Raw genomic sequence first — 13844 nt, 5'->3', positions numbered from 1 at the left:
CGGAACGGATCAGCCGAGGTTCTTTTCAGCGGCGGCGACGACGGCCTCCGGCGTGATGCCGAAGTGCTTGTAGAGGTCCTTGTAGGGGCCCGATGCGCCGAAGGACGACATGCCGATGAAGGTGCCGTCCGAGCCGATGATGTGATCCCAGCCCTGGCGGATGCCGGCCTCGACGGCGATCTTGACCGGCGAGTTGCCGATGATCGCCTTCTGGTAGGCTTCCGGCTGCTCGTAGAACAGCTCGACGCAGGGAACGGAGACGACGCGGGTGGAAATGCCCTTGGCCGTCAGCGCCTCGCAGGCCTTGACCGCGATCTCGACTTCCGAACCGGTGGCGAAGATCGTCACCTTGGCGTCGGATGCGGAGATCAGGTCGTAGGCGCCCTTGGCGCAGAGGTTCTGTTCCTCGAACTCCGTGCGAACCGGCATCAGGTTCTGGCGGGTCAGCGCCAGGCCGGAGGGGCGATGCTTGTTCTGAAGCGCCAGCTGCCAGCACTCGACCGTTTCGGTGGCGTCGGCGGGGCGGAACATCAGGAGGTTCGGGATGGCGCGCAGCGCCGCCATCTGCTCGACCGGCTGGTGCGTCGGGCCGTCCTCGCCGAGACCGATGGAATCATGGGTCAGGACGTGGATGACGCGGATGCCCATCAGGGCCGCGAGACGGATCGACGGACGGCAATAGTCCGAGAAGATCAGGAAGCCGCCGGAGTAGGGGATGAGGCCGCCGTGCAGCGCCATGCCGTTCATCGCAGCCGCCATGCCGTGCTCGCGCACGCCGTAGTGGAGGTAGCGGCCGGAGAAGTCGTCGGGCGTGATCGACTTGGTCTGGCTGGTCTTGGTGTTGTTGGAGCCGGTCAGGTCGGCCGAGCCGCCGATCGTTTCCTGCAGCACGCCGTTGATGACTTCCAGCGCGTCTTCGGAGGCCTTGCGGGTCGCCGGGTTCGGCTTGGTCTCAGCCAGCTTCTTCTTGTAGGCGGAGATCGCCGAATCGAGGCCGCTTTCGAGGTCGCCGGCGAAGCGGCGGACGAACTGCGCCTTCTTCTCCGGATCGGCCTTCTCCAGGCGTTCCTGCCATTCCCTGTGCGCCTTGGTGGAGCGCAGGCCGGCGAGGCGCCAGGCGTCGAGCACGTCGGAGGGAACGGAGAAGGCTTCGCCGTCCCAGTTCAGTGCCTTGCGGGTGGCGGCGATCTCTTCCGCGCCGAGCGGGGAGCCGTGGACCTTGTGGGTGCCGGCCTTGTTCGGCGCGCCGAAGCCGATGATCGTCTTGCAGGCGATCATGGTCGGCTTGTCGGACTTCTGCGCCTGTTCGATCGCGGCGGCGATCGCGTCCGGGTCATGGCCATCGACGGCGATCGTGTTCCACTGGCTGGCGCGGAAGCGGGCGTGCTGGTCAGTCGAGTCGGCGATCGAGATCGGGCCGTCGATCGAGATGTTGTTGTCGTCCCAGAAGACGATCAGCTTGTTGAGCTTCAGGTGGCCGGCAAGCGCGATGGCTTCCTGGCTGATGCCTTCCATCAGGCAGCCGTCGCCGGCGAGCACGTAGGTGTAGTGCTCCATCAGGTCGGAGCCGAACTCGTCGCGCAGCTTGCGCTCGGCGATCGCCATGCCAACGGCATTGGCGATGCCTTGGCCGAGCGGACCGGTGGTCGTCTCGATGCCGGCGGCGTGGCCGTATTCCGGGTGGCCGGCGGTCTTCGCGCCGAGCTGGCGGAAGTTCTTGATCTCGTCGATCGTGATGTCCTCGTAGCCGGTCAGGTAGAGGAGCGAATAGAGCAGCATCGAGCCATGGCCGGCCGACAGCACGAAGCGGTCGCGGTTCGGCCAGGACGGAGCCTTCGGGTCGAAGGTCATGAAGCGGGTGAAAAGGACCGTTGCGATGTCCGCGGCACCCATCGGAAGACCGGGATGGCCGGAATTTGCTTTCTCCACGGCATCCATGGAAAGAAAGCGAATAGCATTCGCCATCCGGTCGTGTTTTTCGCGAGAGATCATGACTGTTCCAAATAATCGGGGTGTCAGGGCCGATGCCTGTCGGGGTCACCGGTTAGGAAGCGGCTGACACATAGCAGGTGCAGTGCGCAAGTCAACGAATTGGACGGGTTTTGCCGCGATTTGCGGCGATTTGCCGTCATAAACGGCATCGCATTTTCGCCGCCGGAAACCGGCGTCTTCGCAGTGCAAAAACATCATCCACAGCGGATGCGGCCACAGTCCGGACGGGCGGTTGACGCTGGAGTTCGATCTTGAATACTGTCAAGACCTTGAAGCAAACAGCTCACACGGCGATTCGTCCGTGACTGATATGCCGGTGAAGGCGTCATGGCGGCAGGAGAAACAATCAGGGCGGCGGTCGAGGAGTTGAGCAAGGCTTTGACGAGCCTCGACAATGCGCTCGACATGCGTTTCGACCGTGAGCGCGACCACGGCGAGATCGAGGGCGAGGTGCGCCGCGTCAACGTGGATCGCTCGCGGCTGGCCCAGGAGCTCGACCAGGCGGAATTCCGGGCGAACCGGCTCGAGGAGGTCAACCGCGAGGTCTCCCGCCGGCTGGTCACCGCCATGGAAACGATCAGGGCGGTCCTCGACCGCTGACGATGCGCGCCGATATCACTTGAGACAGGGCGGGAGTTTTCGATGGCGCAAGTAACGGTTCTGATCGATGGCAAGGCCTACCGTATGGCCTGCGAGGAAGGGCAGGAACAGCACCTGACCGACCTGGCCGCCGGCTTCGACCGCTATGTCGGCCACCTCAAGGGCCAGTTCGGCGAGATCGGCGACCTGCGCCTGACGGTGATGGCCGGCATCATGATCATGGACGAGCTGAGCGAGATGACCCGCCGGCTGACGGCGCTCGAGACCGAGGCGGAGGATCTGCGCAAGGGACGCGACAGCGCGGTCGCCGAGGTCTCGCGCGAAGAGGAGGCGATCGCCACCGCGATCGGCGAACTGACGAGCCAGATTCAGGGCATGACGGCGAAGCTTTCCGGCAGGCCGGCCGCGAACTGAGACGAGATAGCCACTGGCGGACCGGCCGCTTTCATCCTATATCTACGAAGCGATCTGTGCTTCCCGACAGGCAACAACATTCCCCGGGGCCATACACGATCTCAAGGGAGCTGTCCCTGGCCGGACCCGTGGGTCCGGACATACGGCGCCCACCTACTTTGTAGGCACCCGGGATCGTCAAACGCCATCGGTCGCCACGGATCGCGCTCCTTCCATTCTCCAACGCAGGCAAGCCGCGACAATGCTGTTGCGGGCCGCGTATCCTTCCCATCATGTCCCGAAGTTCAGCCTGCTTTCGCTCCGGCCTGACGGTCGGCGTCAGCCACGGCCGGCGAGGATGGCGCGGCTGAGCATGCCGGCGAGGGGCGCGGGGAGCCTGGCCTTGGCCAGATCGGCGACCATCCGCCGTTCCTCGGTGGGGACGGCGCCCAGGAGAGCGAGACCGAGAGCGTAGGCGATCGCGCCGGCGAGGATGCCGATGGCCATGCCGGCGAGATTCGGCATCCACCAGATGCAGCCGCCCGCTGCCGCAGCACAGAGGGCCGCGGCCAGCAGGACCTTCGCCAGCGCCAGGAGATCGCAGGCGATGCCGAGGCGGCGGTGGCAGTACCGGAGGCAGAAGATGCAGCTTGCCGTCAGCGTCAGGCCCTTGACGACGGCGGCGGCCATCGTGCCGAAAAGCGGGACCGTCGCAAAGAGCAGGCCGATGCAGGCAATGCCTTCCAGGAGCGAGAGCCGCAGCACCGTACCGCTTTTCTCGCGCGCGAGCATCAGGCGATAGGGCACGGTGATGAGGGCGGAGAAGACGGTGAAGCCGAGCAGGACGACGGACAGCGCCACCGATGAGCGGAAGTCCTCGCCGAACAGAAGCGGGATCAGCACCGGCGATATGGCGGCGCCGCCGAGGCTGACCGGCGCGATCACCAGCAACAGGCCGAGCAGGCTGCGCCGGTAGGATTTCGTCAGCGCGGCATGGTCGCCGCGGTCGCTGTGGTGGGAGAACAGCGGCACCAGCGGCGCCACCAGGAAATAGGAGAGCTGCACGACCATGCCGGCCATGGTCGAGGCGATCGCATAGTGCCCGACGGCGACCAGGTTGAAGAACAGGCCGATGACGGCGAGTTCCACCCGCGAGCCCAGCAGCGCCGTCAGGCCGCCGGAGAGCCAGGCGTTGCGCGCATAGGCCTTCATCGGCGGCGTCACCGGTTCGATGCCCCTTGCGGCCGGCTTCAGGTATTTCGGCAGCGAGAGCGCCTGCGGAAGATGGCGGAAGACATGGCCGAAGATCGCGCCCGCCGGTCCCAGCAGGACGGCGCCGAGGGCGACGAGAAAGGGCTGCACCAGGCAGCCGATCGCCGTGTTGAGGCTGCTTTCGCGGAACCGGCCGAGCCCCTGCGCCGCGCCGAGCGACATCGTCGAATAGGCATAGGAGAGGAACAGGGCCGCCGTCGCGATCCAGATCAGGGTGGCGGTCGCCTTGCCCGCATAGTCCAGCCAGAGCGCGTAGCCGACGATGGCGGCGGCGAGCGTGCCCGTCGTCAGCACGAAGCGCCGGGTCAGCAGGAGGACGAGGCCCGGGCGGGCGCCGTCCCCGCCGTCCGCCTGTCCGACGAAGCGCAGCACCGCCTGCGGCATGCCGAAATCGGAGAGCAGCGTCGCCACCGTCATGATCCAGAGCGCATAGGCGACGATGCCCGCGCCCTCCACGCCGAGGGTCCGCGCCACGATGACGCTGCTGCCGAAGCCGGCCACGAGCGAGAGCAGGCCGGCGGCGGCGTTGAGCAGGGATGAGCCGAGCATGGATTGCATCGTGGCGACTGTCTTCGTTCTGCCGCCCGCCGGGCGGGAGGCCGAAATACCATCCTTAACGCCTAGAACAGCGGGCTTAAGATTCGGTATCCGGCGATAGAAAAGCCGGACTTCCGGGCTTTTCGCTAACCCCGGCTTAACAAAACTGGTTTAGGGCAGAACCAGCGTATCTTCCATCCTGAGGTGTAGTCCATGCCGGATATCTCGCTTTCCGCGCGCCATGAAAGCCGGCTGAAGCAGAAGCTGCAGCACCTCTTCTGGCGCCTCATCGCGGTCCTTCCCGACCGGCCGTACCTGCGCTGGAAGTATTATTCCATGGCAGGGCGCTTCCCTGACCTCGACCGGCCGCGGCTGTTCAGCGAGAAGGTGCAGGCGCGCAAGCTCTACGATCGACGGCCGATCTATGCGCAGATGGTCGACAAGCACGGGGCCAAGGCGCTGATCGCGCAGCGCGCCGGCGAGCAGTATGTGATCCCGACCTATTGGGTCGGGCGCGATCTCAAGGCGGTCGACTGGGCGACCATTCCGCTGCCGGCGGTGGTCAAGCCGACGCATGCCTCCGGCTGCGGCGCGTTCCTGCGCGAGCGGCGCGACATCGACGAACTCTTGGCCGCCGATCCGGGGTCGGAATGGCTGAAGCTCAAGCATCACCGCATCAACCGCGAATGGGCTTATGGCGAATTCGAGCCGCTGATCATCATCGAGCAGATGCTGGTGGACAATGGCGATGCGCCCGACGACTATCGGTTCTTCGTCTTTTCGGGCCGTGTCTCCCATATCGAGATGCGGCTTCGGCGCGACGGCGTCGGCTATGAGCGCAACTTCACGCCGGACTGGCAGCCGATGAAGCACGAGAGCTTCTACTACGAACCCTATCCGGGCGATTTGCCGCGGCCGGACGATCTGGACGAGATGCTGGAGGTCGTGCGCAAGATCGCCGGCGACAGCGATTTCATGCGCGTCGATCTCTACCGCTGCGGCGGGCGCATCTATGTCGGCGAACTGACGCTCTATCCGGGCGGCGGCTTCAAGGGCTGCGTGCCGGACCAGTTCGACGAGATGCTCGGGGCGATGTGGAAGCAGGAGCTGGTGCAGGCGCTGCGCTGAGGACAGACAGGCCGGTGGCCACAGGCCCGCCGGCGGCGACGGACCGGAACGAGATGCGATTCCTATTTCTATCGACGCACGCCTTCCTGCCGACCACGCGCAAGGCGAGCGTGCATTTCGTGACCGAGGCGCTTGCCGCCCGTGGCCACGAGGTCGATACGATCAGCGTCGGCTTCAGCGCCCTGACCGCGATCAAACGGCCGGGACTCCATGCGCAGCTTTCGGCAGAGCAAAAGAACCGCTTCGTGCAGACCGCGCCGCGCCGCCGTTCCGCCTGCTATTTGCCGCCGCTGCACCCGTTCAGTTCGAAAAACGGCGTACTCAACGGGATCAACGCGCTGTTCTTCCCGCTCTACGGCAACCTGCCGCCTGCCTTCATGAAGGCGGCGATCCGTGCCGCGGACGTGGTGGCGATCGAATCCGGGACGGCGATCACCTTCTTCGATGCGGTCCGCCGTATCAATCCCGCCGCCCGCACGCTCTATTTCAAGCGCGACCGGCTCGATACCGTCGGCGCCGCCACGCACCTGCAGCAACTGGAGCGCCGCATCGCGCCGCTGTTCGACCGGGTGATCGTGCCGTCCGCGGCCATGGCGGAAGGGCTGCCGCAGGAGAGCCGCATCGTCGCCGTCCCGCAGGGCATAGACAAGGTCGCGTTCGACGCCTGCACGACGCCGCCCTATGCGGCCGGATCGCGCAACGGTGTCTCCGTCGGCAACATGCTGTTCGATGCGGATGCGGTGCGGGCGATGGCGACGGCGAAGCCGGACGTCTTCCTGCATCTGTTCGGCGCAGGAATTTCGGGCCCGTTTCCGCCGAATGTGCGTCTCTACGGCGAGCGGGCGTTCGCGGACATCGTGCCCTATATCAGGTTCGCCGATTTCGGCATCGCGCCCTACCGGCTGACCGAGCGGGAGCGCTATCTCGCCGAATCCAGCCTCAAGCTCCAGCAATACGCCTATTGCCTGCTGCCGGTGCTCGTGCCGGAGATCTTGGGCGCCGGGCGCGGCAACCTCGTCGGCTATGCACCGGCAGGCGAACCGGACTGGGCCGCCAAGGTCGAGAAGGCTGTTGCGCTGCCGCATGATCCGGCATGGCGCGAGGGCATCCTGTCCTGGGACGAGGTCGCCGCCCGGATCGAGGACGAGCTGGCGGACATGCGCGGCGATGCCCGAGTAGCAGGGGACGCGGCGGAATAGGGCCGGGCCGTTCTCGCCTGCGTGGCGATGAAGGATCCCGCCCCGATCAGCCGTGAAGCCTCGCACCCTTGGCGATCCTATCGACGATCCTCTTGTCGGCGCGGACGGCCAGGTCCACCACCTTTGCGGTTGACGGGAAAGTGGCTCGCCCTGACGAGAGCCGACGGCTCGCCCGCGAGGGCCGGCGCGACCTGACGATACTCAACGGAAACGAGAACCGCCCGCAACGCGGTTGTTGCGGGCGGTTCGGCATTGTCACGTTCAACGAAGGCGCTTGGCGATCAGGCGGCGGCCTTCATTTCCTTGTCGATCATCGCGCGCAGGGCGCCGAGGTCCTTGGCGAAGGCGCGGATGCCTTCGGAGAGCTTTTCGGTCGCCATCGCGTCCTCGTTAAGCATCCAGCGGAAGGTCTTCTCGTCGACCTTGATCGGGGCGGCGCGATTGACCGTCTCCGGCGAAAGCTTGCGCTCCAGCGTGCCTTCGGCCTTGTCGAGCTCTTCCAGCAGTTGCGGGCTGATCGTCAGGCGGTCACAGCCGGCCAGGGCTTCGATCTCGCCAATATTGCGGAACGAGGCGCCCATGACGATCGTCTTGATGCCGTTGGACTTGTAGTAGTCGTAGATCGCGCGGACCGACAGGACGCCCGGATCGTCCTCGGCGGTGAACGTCTTGCCGGAGGCCTTGACGTGCCAGTCGAGGATGCGGCCGACGAAGGGCGAGATCAGGAAGGCGCCGGCATCGGCGCAGGCGATGGCCTGGGCCTTGTTGAAGAGCAGCGTCAGATTGCAGTCGATGCCGTCCTTCTGCAGCACTTCGGCGGCGCGGATGCCTTCCCAGGTCGAGGCCAGCTTGATGAGGATGCGCTCGCGGCCGATGCCGCGCGCCTCATAGGCCTTGATGATGGCGCGGCCCTTTTCGATCGAGGCTTCGGTGTCGAACGACAGGTCGGCGTCGACCTCGGTCGAGACGCGGCCGGGGACGAGGCCGGCAAGGGCTGCGCCGACGGAGATCGCCAGGCGATCGGCGACCGCGGCGATCACGCCCTCGCGGCTGCCGCCCTGCGACTGGCCCCAGCGCAGCGCCTCGGCGACGGTGTCGGCGAACATCGGTGTGCCCAGCGCCTTCAGGACGATCGTCGGATTGGTGGTGCAATCGACGGGCTTCAGCCGGGCCACGGCTTCGATGTCGCCGGTGTCCGCCACAACAGTCGTCATCGCACGCAGTTGTTCAAGCTTGGAGGTCATGTTCGAGATCCCGTTCCGTGGTGTCAAGCAAGGTGCCGTCCGTCCGCAGCAAGCGCAGGCTGCGCAATTTTTGAAGTGCCGGCACAGCGTCGCGGGCTTCCTGGAACCGCTTCGCCGTGACCGCACACTAGCACTCCGCCGACACTTTGTCGCGCCGAGGGTGCGTGGCGAATATCGGTGGCGCATGGGTCGAATGTCAAGCACTTTTGCACATTCAGATAAACATATGTCGCATCATCTCCGTTTCGTGCTAGGAAGGACGGATAGCATGGCCGCGGCTCCGGCCGCAGAAACGGGGACGGGAATTTGGCGAAACTCAGGCGCGGAACGCACACGGCCTATTCCGAGAGCGCCTCACTGCGCCTGCGGGCAGCCTGGCTCTACTACAACCAGCGCATGACGCAGAAGGACGTTGCCGAGAAGCTCGGCATCGGCCGCACCACGGTGATCCGCCTGCTGGACGAGGCGCTGAAACGGGGCGAGGTGCAGATCTGGATCGACGAGGGGGTCGGCGACTGCGTGGAACTGGCGACCCGGCTGGAGCGGGCCTACGGGCTCGACGAGGCGATCGTGGTGCCCGCGGCGGAGACGGCGGAGGGGACGGCCAAGGGGGTCGGGCTCGCTCTCGGCCAGTTCCTGACCGAGGTCATTCCCGACGACTGTACGGTGGGTGTCGGCTGGGGTCGGACGCTGACCGCATCGCTCGCCAGTTTTCGCCCCGCGCGGCGGGAACGGGTGAAGGTGGTCTCGCTGCTCGGCGGAGTGGTCGAGGCGCATCACATCAACCCGATCGAATACAGCTGGCGGATCGCCAGCCAACTCGGCGCGGAATGCTACCTCTTTCTTGCGCCGCTGATCGTGGACAGCGGCGAGACCAAGTGCCGCCTGATCGAGAAGTGCGGCCTGAAGCCGCTGTTCGAGCTGGCGGAAAACATGGACATCGCCGTCGTCAGCTGCGGTGACATCGGACCGGATTCCACCTCGCTCTCACGCGGCTTCCTGCCGCCGGAGGTGTTGAAGGAGCTGGTGGCTGCGGGCTGCGTCTGCGACACCATGTGCAATTTCCTCGACGCCGAGGGGCGGACGATCGACCATCCGATCCGCGACCGGGTGATGTCGATCGATCTCGATACGGTGAAGAAGGCGAACCATATCGTGCTCGTCTCCGGCGGCGCGCACCGGGCGCCGGCCATCCGCGCGACGATCCGGCGCGTCGGCTGCAACACGCTGATCACAGACGAGGGGGCTGCGGCTTCCCTGCTGCGACTGGCCGAGGCGCAGGCGGCCTGACCCTGGGCAAGAGCCGTCAGATGAGGTTCAGCAGGGCCGCGCGCGAGACCGCGCCGGTGATGTTGCGCGCCTCGAGCTTCTCCATGGCGCTGGAAAGCGCTTCGGCGACGCGGGGCAGGGGCAGGTCCGTTTCCAGCACGATCTGACCCGGCGTCCTGCCTTCGGCGGCAAGCGCAAGGCAACGCACCTCGATGGCGGAGAGGTCGGGTGCGGCACCGCTGTGCCGGTGACGGAACTGGGAATCGGCTGATGACATGGCGGGCTTGATAGAGAGCCGACAGCCCCGAGCCCAGCCGAACTCTCTGAAATGCTTTATTAAACCTTATGCACATGCCGCGCGGTTACAGCTGTCGCCGACCGTGTGCTCCGGGATTGCGGGGCTCCGGGCGCCTTCCGCAGCCGTTGGGGATGGTGTCGCATATCGATACAGTCGCAGGCGTCGCCGTTTCCGAGGTCGTTGGGTCGGGCCGATCGCCCGGGCAAACACCATTTCCCGGCGGAGGTTGCAGGCAGGCGGCCTATGGCAGTATGGGAGGGGAGGATCAGCCGGGGATGGGACGCGTGACGCCGAAGGAACAGAAGGCCGAGCTTCGAAACCGGAAGCTGGCATTGCGGGATGCGATGCCCGTGCAGGAACGGATCGAGGCGAGCCTCGCAATGGCGGAGCATGCCGGCGACATCATCGCCTTCGAGCCGGGCGCCGTTATTTCCGGCTTCTCGCCGATCCGGTCGGAGGCCGACATCCGGCCGCTGATGGCGCGGCTTGCCGAGCGCGGCGCGCGGCTGTGCCTGCCGGTCGTGCTCGACCGCGAGCGGATCATCTTCCGCGAACTCGTGCGCGGCGCGCCGCTGGTCAAGACGGGCTTCGGCACGACGGGACCGGGGCCGGAGGCGGAAGAGCTCGACCCGGAAATCCTGCTGGTTCCGCTTTCGGCCTTCGATGCCGGCGGCCACCGCATCGGCTATGGCGCAGGGCACTACGACCGCGCGATCGGCCGGCTGCGCGCCAAGGGACTGACGCCGCGGCTGATCGGCATCGCCTTCGATTGCCAGGAGGTGCCGGCCGTGCCGGCGGAGGCGCACGACGTGGCGCTCGATGCGATTTTGACCGAGACCGGCTTTCGCATATTCAAGGAACAAGGTGGACAGGGCTGATGCGGTTTCTCTTTCTCGGTGACGTGGTGGGCAAGAGCGGGCGGACCGCCGTCTGGGAACGGCTGCCGGGGCTGATTTCCGACCTCAAGCTCGATTTCGTCGTGGTCAACGGCGAGAACGCCGCCGGCGGGTTCGGCATCACCGAGGAGATCTTCCAGGAGACGATCAACGCCGGCGCCGACGTCGTGACCACGGGCAACCACGTCTGGGACCAGAAGGAGGCGGTGACCTTCGCCGGCCGGCACGACCAGTTCCTGCGACCGGCGAACTATCCGGCCGGCACGCCGGGGCGCGGGTCGAACCTGTTCTTTGCCCGCAACGGCGCGCGCGTGCTGGTGGCCAACATCATGGGACGGGTCTTCATGCATCCCGAACTGGACGATCCCTTCACCACCGGCGAGGCGATCCTCGCCTCCTGCCCGCTCGGCGAGCAGGCGGATGCGATCATCTTCGACTTCCATGCCGAGGCCACGAGCGAGAAGCAGTGTTTCGGCCATTTCGTCGATGGCCGCGCCAGCCTCGTCGTCGGCACGCATACGCACGTGCCCACCGCCGATTGCCAGATCCTGAACGGCGGTACCGGCTACATGTCGGATGCCGGCATGTGCGGCGACTACGACAGTTCGCTCGGTATGGACAAGGAGGAGCCGCTCAATCGCTTCATCTCCAAGATGCCCAAAGGCCGCTTCGAGGCGGCGAGCGGGCCTGCGACGATCTGCGGGCTGGGCGTGGAGATTTCCGACAGGACGGGGCTGGCGGAAAAGATCGCGCCGCTGCGGCTCGGACCGCGGCTGCAGGAGACCATCCCCAGCTTCTGGGGATGATCGTTTTCCCGCAAGGATTGTTCTTGCGTTGATCTGCAGCTTTGGCATGATTTTTGTATTGCGATTTAAAGTGATACAGAAATCATGCAGATCGTCTATGATGAGCGCAAACGCCGGTCGAACATCGAAAAGCACGGATATGACTTTGCGGACCTGACGCCCGATTTCTTTGTGCGGTCGACGATCGTGCCAGTACAGCGTGGGCGCCTGATGGCGATCGGGGTGCTGCACCGCGGGGTCATTGCCGTCGTTTTCGTAACGCTGGGTTCGCAGGGGCTTTCAATCATCTCCATGCGCCCCGCGAGCCGGAAGGAAAGGAGCGCCCATGGCTACGCCTAGACTGCACATTCCGCCTCTGACCGACGAGGAAGAAGCCGAAATCCAACGCCAGATTGCCTCCGACCCCGACAATCCGGAGGCGACGGAGGAGGAACTGGCGAACGCCCGGCCTTTCGCCGAGGTTTTCCCCGAGTTGGCGGAGTGCATCCGGCGATCGCGCGGCCGGCCGGCCGTGCCGCGGCCGAAGCAGCAGGTCTCGCTGCGCCTCGATCCGGAGGTCATCGAGAAGTTCAAGGCGACCGGGAAAGGCTGGCAGGCGCGCATCAACGAGGTGCTGAAGCGCGCCAAGGTCTAGCGACAAAAGAGCGTGTCGCGTCAGCTCGCCCACTGGCGGCGGATTTCGTCCGGCGTGTCGCCGAACACGATGTGGGTGCGCACGCCGACATGCGGTTCCTCGTCCGGATTGAAATTGGCCTTGGCGATCTCCCAGCCGAACTTGAGGGTGTTGCCGGTCGAGGCCCAGATCGCCGCATCGTCCAGCCGCAGCGCCAGCATGGTTAGCATCGGATCGTGCTTGCCGTGGTCGTACCAGGCCTCGACGATCGAGTTCCAGTATTCATCGATCTTCGCCGGATTTTTCTCCACGGTGATGCGACCGACGAGGCAGGCGTGATAGTCGTGGTCCTTGCCGACGACGCAGAAATGGGCCCTTGCGCCCTGGCCGATCGCTTCCACCAGATCGGTTTCGGTCTTGGTAAAGAACCAGATCGTCGCCGCCCGCCGGTCGAGATGCGGGGCCATCGGCTGCATGTGCATGCGGTCGTTCTCCAGTCCGAGCATGCCGGCCTGGATCCGGTCGATTTCGTCGTAGAGCTGATCCTTGGGGTGTATTCGGGCTTCCGCCAGATTTGCCATGGCTGTCGTCCTTTCTCGTATCGGTCCATGCAGGCCAAACGTCTCGCCCCGGCGGTTGTTCCGGCACCGGGCTGACGGGATTGTGAATGCGGCAGGCGAGGTTGCTCTCGACCGTGTGAGGTCGCGTTGGCATAGTTCCGGCGTCCATCGAACGGAGCCGCCGCCCATGCAGTCCATTCGGTTCTCGCGTCTCGTCCTGCCGCTCGTTCTGCTCCTGTCGGGATTGTCGCCGGCGCAGGCGCAGGAGACGGCAAAGCCGGCCAGCCAGTGCCAGATGATCGCGCAGGCCGTGCCCGGGGCCATCCTTGCGAGCCTTGCATCGCCGGCTTTCGAGCTGGCGCAGGCGCAGGCCGACGGAACGGTCAGGATCACCTATATCGGGCACTCCACGTTCTTCATCGAGACGCCGGGTGGCATCAAGATCGCGACCGATTACAATGGCTGGTATAAGCCGCCGTCGCTACCGACGGTGGTGACGATGAACAAGGCGCATTCCAGCCATTATACGCTATCGCCCGAGCCTGGCATCGAGCATGTGCTGCACGGCTGGCGGGACGATGGCGCGCCGGCCGACCACGACATCGTCGCCGGCGACGCCTACGTCCGCAACGTGCCGACGGATATCCGCAGTTGGGGCGGGGCGATGGAGCAGAACGGCAACTCGATCTTCATCTTCGAGATCGCGGGGCTCTGTATCGGCCATCTCGGGCACCTGCACCACGAACTGACGGAAAAGCAGTATGCCGAGATCGGCCGGCTGGATATCCTGATGGTGCCGGTCGACGGCGGCCTGACGATGGGGGCGGAGAGCATGAGCCGCGTGGTCGAGCGGCTTCGCTCCGCGCTGATCCTGCCCATGCACCGGCGCGGTCCGCCGATCGACCGCTTCCTGTCGATGTTCGACGAGGATTTCGCCGTGTCCTTCGCCGATACGGAAAGCGTCGAGGTGTCGATCCGCTCGCTGCCGCGACAACCGACGATCCTCGTTCTCAAGGGCGTGTAAGCCGTTCTTAGAA

The 13844-nt window shown here is 65.5% G+C and carries 15 protein-coding genes and 1 other RNA gene; 11 read left to right on the top strand and 5 right to left on the bottom strand.

Going from position 1 to position 13844, the window contains the following annotated elements; translation table 11 throughout:
- Positions 1–9 precede the first annotated feature (9 nt).
- Complete coding sequence (tkt, locus tag OCK02_RS06675; protein ID WP_263812350.1) at positions 10–1992, bottom strand: transketolase; 1983 nt, start codon at positions 1990–1992, stop codon at positions 10–12.
- 327 nt (positions 1993–2319) lie between these two features.
- Between tkt and OCK02_RS06670 the strand changes: the two genes are divergently transcribed.
- The 3 genes from OCK02_RS06670 to ssrS all read left to right on the top strand — a co-directional run bounded on the left by OCK02_RS06670 (position 2320) and on the right by ssrS (position 3213).
- A complete protein-coding gene (locus tag OCK02_RS06670; RefSeq protein ID WP_183804532.1) occupies positions 2320–2592 on the top strand; it encodes a DUF4164 domain-containing protein in 273 nt (90 codons plus the stop codon).
- Between the two features lie 42 nt (positions 2593–2634).
- Entirely contained in the window at positions 2635–3006 is a 372-nt protein-coding gene (locus tag OCK02_RS06665) for a cell division protein ZapA (protein WP_263812349.1), read from the top strand.
- Positions 3007–3054: 48 nt separating this feature from the next.
- A non-coding RNA gene (gene ssrS, locus OCK02_RS06660) (6S RNA) lies at positions 3055–3213 on the top strand.
- Positions 3214–3324: 111 nt separating this feature from the next.
- Here ssrS and OCK02_RS06655 read toward each other — a convergent pair.
- Entirely contained in the window at positions 3325–4806 is a 1482-nt protein-coding gene (locus OCK02_RS06655; protein ID WP_263812348.1) for a lipopolysaccharide biosynthesis protein, read from the bottom strand.
- A gap of 201 nt (positions 4807–5007) precedes the next feature.
- On the opposite strand from OCK02_RS06655, the gene OCK02_RS06650 reads away from it, so the two are divergent.
- Together OCK02_RS06650 and OCK02_RS06645 are read left to right on the top strand one after the other, a co-directional pair.
- Complete coding sequence (locus OCK02_RS06650) at positions 5008–5922, top strand: ATP-grasp fold amidoligase family protein (RefSeq protein WP_263812347.1); 915 nt, start codon at positions 5008–5010, stop codon at positions 5920–5922.
- A gap of 53 nt (positions 5923–5975) precedes the next feature.
- The gene (locus OCK02_RS06645) at positions 5976–7121 is read left to right on the top strand and encodes a polysaccharide biosynthesis protein GumK (protein ID WP_263812346.1); all 1146 of its coding nucleotides are present in this window, start codon (positions 5976–5978) and stop codon (positions 7119–7121) included.
- A 281-nt stretch (positions 7122–7402) separates the two neighbouring features.
- Here OCK02_RS06645 and tal read toward each other — a convergent pair whose 3' ends face one another.
- Positions 7403–8365 (bottom strand): transaldolase, encoded by a 963-nt coding sequence (tal, locus tag OCK02_RS06640; RefSeq protein WP_263812345.1) that lies wholly within the window; start codon positions 8363–8365, stop codon positions 7403–7405.
- Positions 8366–8671: 306 nt separating this feature from the next.
- On the opposite strand from tal, the gene OCK02_RS06635 reads away from it, so the two are divergent.
- Positions 8672–9655: a sugar-binding transcriptional regulator gene (locus tag OCK02_RS06635; RefSeq protein WP_263812344.1), complete on the top strand. Its 984-nt coding sequence runs from the start codon at positions 8672–8674 to the stop codon at positions 9653–9655.
- A gap of 16 nt (positions 9656–9671) precedes the next feature.
- On the opposite strand, the gene OCK02_RS06630 is transcribed toward OCK02_RS06635, so the two are convergent.
- Positions 9672–9911 carry a transcriptional regulator gene (locus tag OCK02_RS06630; protein WP_230806958.1) on the bottom strand — a complete coding sequence of 80 codons (240 nt, stop codon included), beginning with the start codon at positions 9909–9911 and terminating at the stop codon, positions 9672–9674.
- A 305-nt stretch (positions 9912–10216) separates the two neighbouring features.
- Here OCK02_RS06630 and OCK02_RS06625 point away from each other — a divergent pair, with 305 nt between their 5' ends.
- The 4 genes from OCK02_RS06625 to OCK02_RS06610 all read left to right on the top strand — a co-directional run bounded on the left by OCK02_RS06625 (position 10217) and on the right by OCK02_RS06610 (position 12268).
- Positions 10217–10810 (top strand): 5-formyltetrahydrofolate cyclo-ligase, encoded by a 594-nt coding sequence (locus OCK02_RS06625; protein WP_263812343.1) that lies wholly within the window; start codon positions 10217–10219, stop codon positions 10808–10810.
- Positions 10810–11634: a YmdB family metallophosphoesterase gene (locus tag OCK02_RS06620; RefSeq protein ID WP_263812342.1), complete on the top strand. Its 825-nt coding sequence runs from the start codon at positions 10810–10812 to the stop codon at positions 11632–11634. The genes OCK02_RS06625 and OCK02_RS06620 overlap by 1 nt, the downstream gene beginning before the upstream one ends.
- An 84-nt stretch (positions 11635–11718) precedes the next feature.
- Complete coding sequence (locus tag OCK02_RS06615; RefSeq protein WP_263812341.1) at positions 11719–11973, top strand: BrnT family toxin; 255 nt, start codon at positions 11719–11721, stop codon at positions 11971–11973.
- Positions 11960–12268: a BrnA antitoxin family protein gene (locus tag OCK02_RS06610; RefSeq protein WP_263812340.1), complete on the top strand. Its 309-nt coding sequence runs from the start codon at positions 11960–11962 to the stop codon at positions 12266–12268. The genes OCK02_RS06615 and OCK02_RS06610 overlap by 14 nt, the downstream gene beginning before the upstream one ends.
- A 20-nt stretch (positions 12269–12288) precedes the next feature.
- Here the strand turns inward: OCK02_RS06610 and OCK02_RS06605 are convergent, their stop codons facing one another.
- Positions 12289–12828, bottom strand: coding sequence for a pyridoxamine 5'-phosphate oxidase family protein (locus OCK02_RS06605; protein ID WP_263812339.1), 540 nt, complete (start codon positions 12826–12828; stop codon positions 12289–12291).
- 166 nt (positions 12829–12994) lie between these two features.
- Here OCK02_RS06605 and OCK02_RS06600 point away from each other — a divergent pair, with 166 nt between their 5' ends.
- Positions 12995–13831: an MBL fold metallo-hydrolase gene (locus tag OCK02_RS06600; protein WP_263812338.1), complete on the top strand. Its 837-nt coding sequence runs from the start codon at positions 12995–12997 to the stop codon at positions 13829–13831.
- Positions 13832–13844: the final 13 nt, after the last annotated feature.

The organism is Rhizobium sp. TRM96647, from assembly GCF_025780115.1.
GTDB lineage: Bacteria > Pseudomonadota > Alphaproteobacteria > Rhizobiales > Rhizobiaceae > Mycoplana.
Note: the sequence above shows the minus strand (reverse complement) of the source record. Positions and strands in the feature narration are given on the sequence as shown.